Genomic DNA, 8,833 nt, shown 5'->3' on the forward strand with positions numbered 1-8,833 from the left:
TGTGTAAAATATAAGCATATTATTACCAAAGCCTAAGTATTATAAGGGCTGTTTTTGGAGGGAATTATAATGAATAAAAAATTATTAGCTTTATTGGCAGTTGCTGCTGTAGGTGTGTCCGTAGCAGGTGCAACTCCTCAAACTCAATTCAATAAAGGTGAGTTTCAAGTTGATCTTGGTGCGTCTGATTCTAAAGCAAAAACTAAAGCTTGGACTTCTGATGCAAAATGGAACTTTGATGGTGGTGTAACATACGCTTTTACAGATAAAACAGCGTTGCAATACCAATACCATGGTTTGAATGATAAAATGTTCGGCACTAGCTATAGTGATAGAATGCAAGAAGTTAATTTGATTCAATCCTTGAACAAAAATTTCGCAGTATATGGCGGTTATGCTCACATTTCTGGTGATACATTCCCTAAAGCAAATAATATTGCTCAATTAGGTGTAATTGGTAAAGCTAACCTTGGCTCCAAAGTAGACGTTTATGGTAAAGCGGGTGTAGGGACTAAGAGAACTACTACTTGGGAAGCAGGTTTAGGTTATAAAGTTAACCAAGACTGGGATATTAATGCAGGGTATCGTTATATCAATACTAAACGTGATGATAAGTCTAATATTTCCTTCCAAGGTCCTGTAGTAGGATTATCTTACCGTTTCGGTGGTCACAAATCCGTAGCTCCTGTATACACTCCAGCGCCAGCTCCTGTATACACTCCGGCTCCAGCTCCTACTGTAGAAGCGCCTGCATATAAAACTCCTAAATTGGATTACTATGTACAATCTATCTACTTTGACTCCGACCAAGATGTTGCTCGTGCAGACCAATATCCAAACTTAACAGCTGCTGTAAATGCTGCTAACCAATATTCTCAAGACCAAGTTAAATTGATGGGTAACGCTGATACTGATGCAAATCCTCAATACAACATTGCTTTGTCTGAACGCCGCGTACAACATGTGGCTCAATATTTAGTTAACCATGGTGTATCTGCCGATCGTCTTATCGGTATTGCTAATGGTGATGTTAAACCAGTTGCAACTAACTCTACAGCAGCAGGTAAAGCTGAAAACCGTCGTGTAGACGTTTATATTCATCGCTAATCTCTAGACTAATCTAGATTAGGCCTACAATAAGTCCACCTTCAATCATGCTCTCTTGTTTATCGAGAATTCGAGCATGCGATAAGGTGGACTTTTGTGTTATACTAAAATTGCATACAATCCTAGGTCATACAATGTTCATTATGCTTTGGTAATGTATGCGATGTGAGAATCGTATAGTTATATAGGTGTAGCTTATTAATAGTGTTATGTGAAGTAGGTTATTATGAAAGAATTCAAATATTACAAACAGCTCATAGGAGCTATTATACTAGCGGGCATTATGATTATGATGGCACTACGTATAAGTGATATTGCTAGTGGTCTTGACGCTATCTTTACGGCTTTTGTTCCGCTCATTGTGGGTGCTTGTATTGCTTTCGTATTGGATATTCTAGTCGTTCGTTATGAACGATGGCTATGGCCTAAGTGTGACTCTGGATGGAAGTATAAAATACGTCGCCCGTTGAGTCTTTTGCTATCCTTTGTAACAATTAGTGTTATTGTGTATTTTATTGCTCGGATGGCGTTACCTCAATTGATTCATTCTATGTCGATTATTGTAGCTGCATCACCGCAATTGTATACGGATTTCCAAACATGGATGCAACATATTACAGAAACCATTCCAATGGCGTCGAATCAAACGATTATAGATGCCCTAAGTGGAGAGAATATTGCTAAATATACTCGTGAATGGGGGACAAAAGGTGGCACATATATTGTAAATGCAATGGGCACCGTATTGTCTTGGACTTTGAACATAGGTCTTGGCTTAATTTTTGCTGTTTATATGTTGCTTGATAAGGAACGCCTTATGTTACAAGGTAAACGTATATTAAAGGCTTATGCATCAGATGAGTGGGTAAGTCGAGTTAGTTATGTAACTCGTGTAGCAGTTCAAACATTCAGTAATTTTTTTGTAGGTCAGTTTATAGATGCCTTGGTTCTAGGCGTGATGGTAGGTATTACTTTATGGCTATTTAATATTGAATATGCTACAACGATTGCTTGTGTAATTGGTCTAACTGGTTTGATTCCACTATTAGGTATTTATGTTGGTGGTATCATTGGAGCCGTTATGCTACTTACTGTTAGCCCTATGGATGCTCTTATCTATGTAATTATTCTGGAGATACTACATCAAATTGAAAGTAACTTTATTTATCCTAAAATTGTAGGTAACTCTGTTGGATTACCAGGTTTGTGGGTATTTGCTGCTGTTATCGTAGGCGGTAGTTTGATGGGGGTTACTGGTATGTTGATCGGTGTACCTTTAGTGGCTACATGCTATAAACTGATTATGACTGATGTAGATGGGCGACTTGCATCTAATGAAGGTTTATAGTATATTGTCTAAATGATATGACTATTTACATATTTTTCGTGTTGCTGAATATAGCATGAACTTATAGAAATTCTAGTGTACTAATAGTTTGATTAATAGAAGCATAGTATCTAGTAGGAGGATTATAATGAATAAAAAGTTGATTTCTATGGCATTAACGGGGGTATTAGCAGTGGGCATGTTATTCGTTGCTACACCAAGTGTGGCAGATGCACGCAAAACAAAGCCTGAAACAAGTACGGATATTTCTGTAAAACGTGCACCTGGCGAGTCCATAGTTATGACTATGAGCCAAATTGGAACTATTTTCCAAAATCGCTATCCTAATGCGGCGCTTCATTCTGTAGAGCTCAACTCTAATGACTTGAACTATGGTTATAAAGTAGTTGGTTATAGTAAGTATCATCAGTACAAGATGAAAATTGATGTAATCACTGGTAATGCTTCTGATATGGAAGAGGGGGGCAAACCTAAGAAAGTTATTGGTGAGATTTTTAATAAAGATAAAGTTATTGAATCAACGCAAGCAGAACGTGTTGCAAAACAACAACTTGGAAATGATGCTGTTATGAAGGGCTGGAAAATTGAAGCTCATAATGGTAAAGTTTTATACTATGTGACTATGCATCAAGATGGTAAAAAAGTAGTTGTTACAGTAGATGCTGAGACAGGTGCTTATGTAGAACAATCTAAATCCTATAAATTACCACCTGAGCCAGATCAAGGCTTCGATGGTCGTAAAACAAATCTCGTTTGGGGTTCTGATATAGATATGGGCCGCTAACCTATCTATTGATGATTAATAAGAAAAGAGCCGAAGGCAATGCCTTTGGCTCTTTTTTGCGATTCCGATACTATAAAATATCGGTTGATAGTGCTCTTATGTTAGAATATTATTTTTTTACAATAGATATGTTTGCAACAAAAGGACTGCGCTTAAGTTTAGTCCTTTTATTATTTATAACTATAGTTGTATTACCAACGATTTTCGTAGTACACTTGTGTCCACATGATAACCTCGACGAGGGATGGATGTGGGCTCATAGTTTCGCCTACAGTGATAACGGATCTAGGGTCCATTTCACGAGTAATACCTTTTTCACGTAAACGTTTAGTGCGTTCAGAAGCAATTTCTTCGTTGATTGCTGTCAACGGAGTTACACCACTATTCATAAGGTTCACATAAGGCTGGAAGAGGATAGAGGCTTGAGGACCTACGACATGCATACCAAGGATATGGTTGGTGTCTTTATCTACCACAATTTTTACAAATCCATCGTTTATATCTCCAGGGTTGATACCCATTGCATAGCCTTTTGCAGTGGAGGAGTAGAAGTTCTTCCCAACTCCTACATTGTAACCCGCTTTGATAGCTTCAGCCTCTGTGAGACCTACACTACCAATTTCAGGATAGGAGAAAGTAACTTTTGGTAATGTATCATACCTTGCCCAACGGTAATCATCTTCACTTGTTGCATAGAAGAGATTGTGAGCAATGATATCTGCTTCGTAGTTTGCACGGTGACGGAATGCCGGCTCCCCATTGACATCACCTAAAGCGTAGATACCATCAACGGATGTTTCTAAAAATTCGTTAGTTTTGATCCAGCCTTTAGGCCGTGTTTCAATACCAGTATTTTCTAGGTGAAGTTCTTCCACAGCTGGACGGATACCTGCAGCTACAAGGATTTCTTCAACTTTAGTTTCTGTAATTTCGCCAGTAGTACGATCTTTAGTAACTACTACTTTAAGGCCATCCTCTTGGCGGATTTCAACAGTGTCTTGGTTTAGAAGTACGTTAATACCACGTTCTCTGTAGTTGTTAAGCAAGTGTTCCGATATATCTGCATCTTCTTTAGGAACTAAACGTACATTATGTTGTAGAATTGTTACTTTTGTACCAGCGGAATCAAATACATGAGCGAACTCAACACCAATCGGACCCGCACCAAGTACAGCAAGGGATTTATATGGTTGTTTAGGGAATTTATCACCAAAGAGACTTTCACTAGTAAGGAACCCTGATTCTTGAAGACCTGGTACATTAGGTACATTACTATAGCCACCAGTACCAAGGATAATTGTAGGCGCTGTAATTTCTACAATGCCAGACCCATCGTTAAGATGGATGTTCATCACTTTATCAGATACAAAGCTTGCTGCACCACGATACACATCTACGTTGTCATAGGCATTGTAATAATCATAGATGCCTGCAGATTCGTCAATTTTATGCCAAGTACGCTTGGACACAGTATGCCAGTCCATAGTAGCAGGTCCAACGTTAACGCCAATTTTTTTGAATTCTTTTGTTTCTTGAATTGCATTAGCTGCTGTAACCATAACTTTTGTAGGAATACAACCGCGAGTTAGACATGTACCACCAAATTTACCTTTTTCTATGATTGCCACTTTAAGGCCTTTTTTGAGCGCAGCATCAGCTACGATGGTTGCGCCGCCTGTACCAACTACAATAATATCGTATTGTTTCATGTTGATTCCTTCCTATATATCTACTAATAGTTATTATCATTAACTATATTATACCACTACATTGAAGAAAATCAATATAGTTTGTTAGTGATTGGTGAAAGTTTATATTTAGTTGATCCAAATACATAATATCATTTCCAGAAAATTAAGAGGCGCGGATATATGTAACTTTCACAAAGTCCTATAAAAGAATGTACAATTAGTTTACAAAAAAAGACGGCCCCAAAGGACCGTCTAAAAAAATTTTAGTTCCAATCTTGATGATAACCGCGTTTTGCATAATCAGCAGTAGCAGTGAAGAGGATATCTGTGCTAGAGTTAAGTGCAGTTTCCGTGGAATCTTGTAATACGCCGATAATAAAGCCTACGCCTACAACTTGCATTGCTACATCATTGGATATACCGAATAGGGAACAAGCCAATGGAATGAGTAGCAAGGAACCGCCTGCAACACCGGAAGCCCCACATGCACCAATAGTGGCAATAACAGATAATAGGATTGCGGTAGGAATATCTACAACGATACCTAATGTATGCGCCGCAGCTAATGTCATGATTGTGATTGTAATTGCTGCACCACCCATATTGATTGTAGCTCCTAATGGAATGGATACGGAATACATATCTGGATTAAGTTTCAATCGTTTGGCTAAATCAAGGTTTACGGGAATGTTTGCAGCAGAACTACGTGTAAAGAACGCATAGATTGCAGATTCTCGTAAGCATTTGAATACCAATGGGTATGGATTACGACGAAGGTAAATAAAGGATAAAATTGGATTGATTACTAGTGCTACAAAGATCATAGAACCAAGTAATAATACGAGTAATTGAAAGTACCCAATCAAGGCTTCGATGCCGTTAGTAGCAATGGATTCTGCTACAAGGCCCATAATACCAAGAGGGGCGAATCGAATGATCCAACCTACTACAGTAGTAATAGCTTGTGCAATGGACTCCATAACTTCCTTCGTATTCATCGGTGCATGGCGTAAAGCACCACCAATGATAAGTGCCCAACCTAAAATACCGATGTAGTTAGCAGTCATTAATGCTTTTACTGGATTATCAACTACATTTTTTAGTAATGTTGTCATAACCTCTACGATACCTTGTGGTGGTGCGGCATCGGCGGCACCTGCTGCTAGGTGTAATGTAGTAGGGAAAAAGAAGCTTACGATTACTGCTAAAGCCGCAGATAGGAATGTACCTAGTAAATATAAGGTTATAACAGAGCCCATACCTGTCTTTTGTCCAGAGCGATGTTTACTAATCGCAGCAATTACTAAGAAAAATACGAGGATAGGGGCGATACCTTTTAGCGCTCCAACGAAGAGGACTCCTAATAAAGCAAGTTCATTGGCCACATCGGGCATATAAAGAGCAGTTAAAATACCAATAATCAAACCTATGATAATTTGTTGGATTAGACTGACTCTATTGATTGATTTTACAAATCGATTCATAGTACACTCCAATACTTATATAAAAACAAATAAAATCCCATGATAAAGTATCCTTTCAACATGGACATATGTCATTATACAACGAACATGAAATGGTGGCAATAGATATTATAATCGATAGTCGTATATATTTATTATGAATATAGGTAAAAAATAAATATGTGTGTTTAGTTCTATATTATGTAGCGGAAAATACTAAATACCAGTGTTTTTAGTAGGTATGTATATATTACATAGTCACTATATAGAGTATATATATTAGGATTCTTTTTAGCGTTCCTATAGTGTGGTATACTATGCCATATATAATTCTTGAACATAGTTCTTGATTTGTGAAAGGTCCATAATGAATACTAAAGAATTTAAAACGTATGCAGATAAAGAGAAATTTGTACAAGGCGTTTTTTCTAATATTGCAAAAAACTATGACTTAATGAATACGGTGTTAAGCTTTGGACAAGATTATTTTTGGCGTAAATTCTCTGTAAAAGCGATGAATATCGGTCCTCACCAATATGTACTTGATGTGGCATGTGGCACTTGTGTATTTACGAAGGAAGCATTACGTCAAGAGCCCACTTTGAAGGTAGAGGCATTAGATTTTAATAGTGAAATGCTAAATCAAGGTCGTGTTCGTATTGAGGCTACTGGTTTACTTAATCAAGTAAATTTAGTACAAGGTGATGCCATGGCCTTACCATATGAGGATAATACATTTGATGCTGCAATGAGTGGCTTTGCAATGCGAAATGTTCCAGATATTAAGCAGGTATTGTCTGAAATGCAACGCGTGGTAAAACCAGGAGGGAAGGTTGTGGTGTTAGAACTTGCAAAACCAAGTATGTTTGGGTTTAAACAGTTATATAACTTCTATTTTTCATATATATTGCCTATTATAGGAAAATTGAGCAAAGATAACTCTTCCTATGCCTGGCTTCCAGAATCTTTACGTAGATACCCTCATCAAAGTGAGATTTTAGAAATCTGGAAATCTCTAGGATATGAAAATGCCACCTATCATGAATTGACAGGCGGCATTGTAGCTGTACACGAAGGTGTGGTACCGGAAAATTCTATTGTAGATAATAAGTGATGTTAGCGTCTTGGGAAACTATTAAAGAGCCTTTTTCTACAGGTGTAGCAGTTTCGAGAGCTGCTTTTAGCATTACTGGGTTACGATAGTAACCAGAGTCCATTGTGCTAGTTTCAGTTGTGCTAATGGAAACAGTTTTTACTGGTCCCAATGTACGACCGAGGGCAGCTGCGATAACTTCTGCTTTATGGCGACCGTTTTGAATCGCTTCTGTAGTTAAAGAATCAGATAATTGTTGAGACACATCATTTTGGAATGAAAGGTTGTTAATGTCGTTAGCACCAGCGCTAACAGCGGCATCGACAACCTTTCCTACGTTATCAAGGTTATTGATCTTAACTGTTACATGATTTGATACATTGTAACCTGTATTGATGCGTTTGCCGTCTTGATAGTCGCTCGTTGGATTGATGGAAATGCTAGATGTATAGATGTCTTTTTTTGCAACACCTAAGTTAGCTAATTGACTAATTAAATTACTCATAATACGATCATTATTAGATTTTGCAGCATTGATATTGGTATTTTGGCTTGTAATACCAAGTGTTAAAATCGCATAGTTAGGTGCTACAGATCGAGACGCTTGACCAGTAATATTAATTTCTGAAGTATCAAATGTGCCCTGTGGTGCAGCTAATGTGGTAGTTCCCATAGTAGCACATATAGCAGCTATAGCTACAGCTTTTGATAATAAATGTTTTGATAGTTTCATACTCAATCTCCTTACAATAATGTAATATTCATATTGGTAAACGCTAATAAAAGAAAACTAATTTGTGCTGAAAGTTCTTTATTACAGCTACATTGTACATGATTAATTGTGTAAAATCAATTATTAGGTTTATAGTTAAAAATGAAAATAAAATGAAGATTTTGTAAAATTGAGAATTGGGGGTTGCGATTATATTTTCATTGTACTATAATATGCATACAGTCGTTTGAGCGGCTGTTTCTTAATGAGTGTAGCAATACACTTAGAGGTTTAAAATAAACTTCAAAAAAGATTATAAAATGTGTTGACATGAAAGTGGTCATAATGTTATTATAATCAAGTCGTCAATTACGACAGTACTTAATAATGAAGTAGTGCAAATTGATAACAGATCTTTGAAAACTGAACAATGATAGGTAATCAATCATAACGATTGAACATATGCCAGAGTGCGGGTTTTGACATAGTCAAAACCAACCATAATTCAAAGTTACTTAAAAGTAACGACAACAAATAATGAGCTATTCAAATAGCTTCAAGATATCTTGGAGAGTTTGATCCTGGCTCAGGACGAACGCTGGCGGCGTGCTTAACACATGCAAGTCGAACGAAGA

The 8,833-nt window shown here is 37.2% G+C and carries 7 protein-coding genes and 1 rRNA gene; 5 read left to right on the forward strand and 3 right to left on the reverse strand.

Going from position 1 to position 8,833, the window contains the following annotated elements; genetic code table 11:
- Positions 1-69 precede the first annotated feature (69 nt).
- The 3 genes from E6X37_RS10085 to E6X37_RS10095 all read left to right on the forward strand — a co-directional run bounded on the left by E6X37_RS10085 (position 70) and on the right by E6X37_RS10095 (position 3,239).
- Positions 70-1,107 carry an OmpA family protein gene (locus E6X37_RS10085; protein WP_004692964.1) on the forward strand — a complete coding sequence of 346 codons (1,038 nt, stop codon included), beginning with the start codon at positions 70-72 and terminating at the stop codon, positions 1,105-1,107.
- 226 nt (positions 1,108-1,333) lie between these two features.
- Positions 1,334-2,455, forward strand: a complete 1,122-nt coding sequence (locus E6X37_RS10090) for an AI-2E family transporter (protein WP_008602687.1) — start codon at positions 1,334-1,336, stop codon at positions 2,453-2,455.
- A gap of 127 nt (positions 2,456-2,582) precedes the next feature.
- Positions 2,583-3,239: a PepSY domain-containing protein gene (locus E6X37_RS10095; RefSeq protein ID WP_316689784.1), complete on the forward strand. Its 657-nt coding sequence runs from the start codon at positions 2,583-2,585 to the stop codon at positions 3,237-3,239.
- A gap of 191 nt (positions 3,240-3,430) precedes the next feature.
- Here the strand turns inward: E6X37_RS10095 and E6X37_RS10100 are convergent, their stop codons facing one another.
- Complete coding sequence (locus E6X37_RS10100; RefSeq protein WP_288565591.1) at positions 3,431-4,948, reverse strand: dihydrolipoyl dehydrogenase family protein; 1,518 nt, start codon at positions 4,946-4,948, stop codon at positions 3,431-3,433.
- A 245-nt stretch (positions 4,949-5,193) separates the two neighbouring features.
- Entirely contained in the window at positions 5,194-6,414 is a 1,221-nt protein-coding gene (sstT, locus tag E6X37_RS10105; protein ID WP_316598091.1) for a serine/threonine transporter SstT, read from the reverse strand.
- Positions 6,415-6,760: 346 nt separating this feature from the next.
- On the opposite strand from sstT, the gene E6X37_RS10110 reads away from it, so the two are divergent.
- Positions 6,761-7,507 (forward strand): ubiquinone/menaquinone biosynthesis methyltransferase, encoded by a 747-nt coding sequence (locus tag E6X37_RS10110; RefSeq protein WP_316598090.1) that lies wholly within the window; start codon positions 6,761-6,763, stop codon positions 7,505-7,507.
- Here E6X37_RS10110 and E6X37_RS10115 read toward each other — a convergent pair.
- Entirely contained in the window at positions 7,488-8,219 is a 732-nt protein-coding gene (locus tag E6X37_RS10115) for an SIMPL domain-containing protein (RefSeq protein WP_004692958.1), read from the reverse strand. The genes E6X37_RS10110 and E6X37_RS10115 overlap by 20 nt on opposite strands.
- Positions 8,220-8,761: 542 nt before the next feature.
- Between E6X37_RS10115 and E6X37_RS10120 the strand changes: the two genes are divergently transcribed.
- Positions 8,762-8,833 (forward strand): 16S ribosomal RNA (locus E6X37_RS10120); the annotation flags it as partial.

This window comes from Veillonella parvula, from assembly GCF_032550495.1.
GTDB lineage: Bacteria > Bacillota > Negativicutes > Veillonellales > Veillonellaceae > Veillonella > Veillonella parvula_G.

Excerpts from the sequence above, each read along its gene's own strand:
- E6X37_RS10085 (WP_004692964.1), top strand. The coding sequence starts at position 70 with ATGAATAAAAAATTATTAGCTTTATTGGCAGTTGCTGCTGTAGGTGTG.
- E6X37_RS10090 (WP_008602687.1), top strand. The coding sequence starts at position 1,334 with ATGAAAGAATTCAAATATTACAAACAGCTCATAGGAGCTATTATACTA.
- E6X37_RS10095 (WP_316689784.1), top strand. The coding sequence starts at position 2,583 with ATGAATAAAAAGTTGATTTCTATGGCATTAACGGGGGTATTAGCAGTG.
- E6X37_RS10100 (WP_288565591.1), bottom strand. The coding sequence starts at position 4,948 with ATGAAACAATACGATATTATTGTAGTTGGTACAGGCGGCGCAACCATC.
- sstT (WP_316598091.1), bottom strand. The coding sequence starts at position 6,414 with ATGAATCGATTTGTAAAATCAATCAATAGAGTCAGTCTAATCCAACAA.
- E6X37_RS10110 (WP_316598090.1), top strand. The coding sequence starts at position 6,761 with ATGAATACTAAAGAATTTAAAACGTATGCAGATAAAGAGAAATTTGTA.
- E6X37_RS10115 (WP_004692958.1), bottom strand. The coding sequence starts at position 8,219 with ATGAAACTATCAAAACATTTATTATCAAAAGCTGTAGCTATAGCTGCT.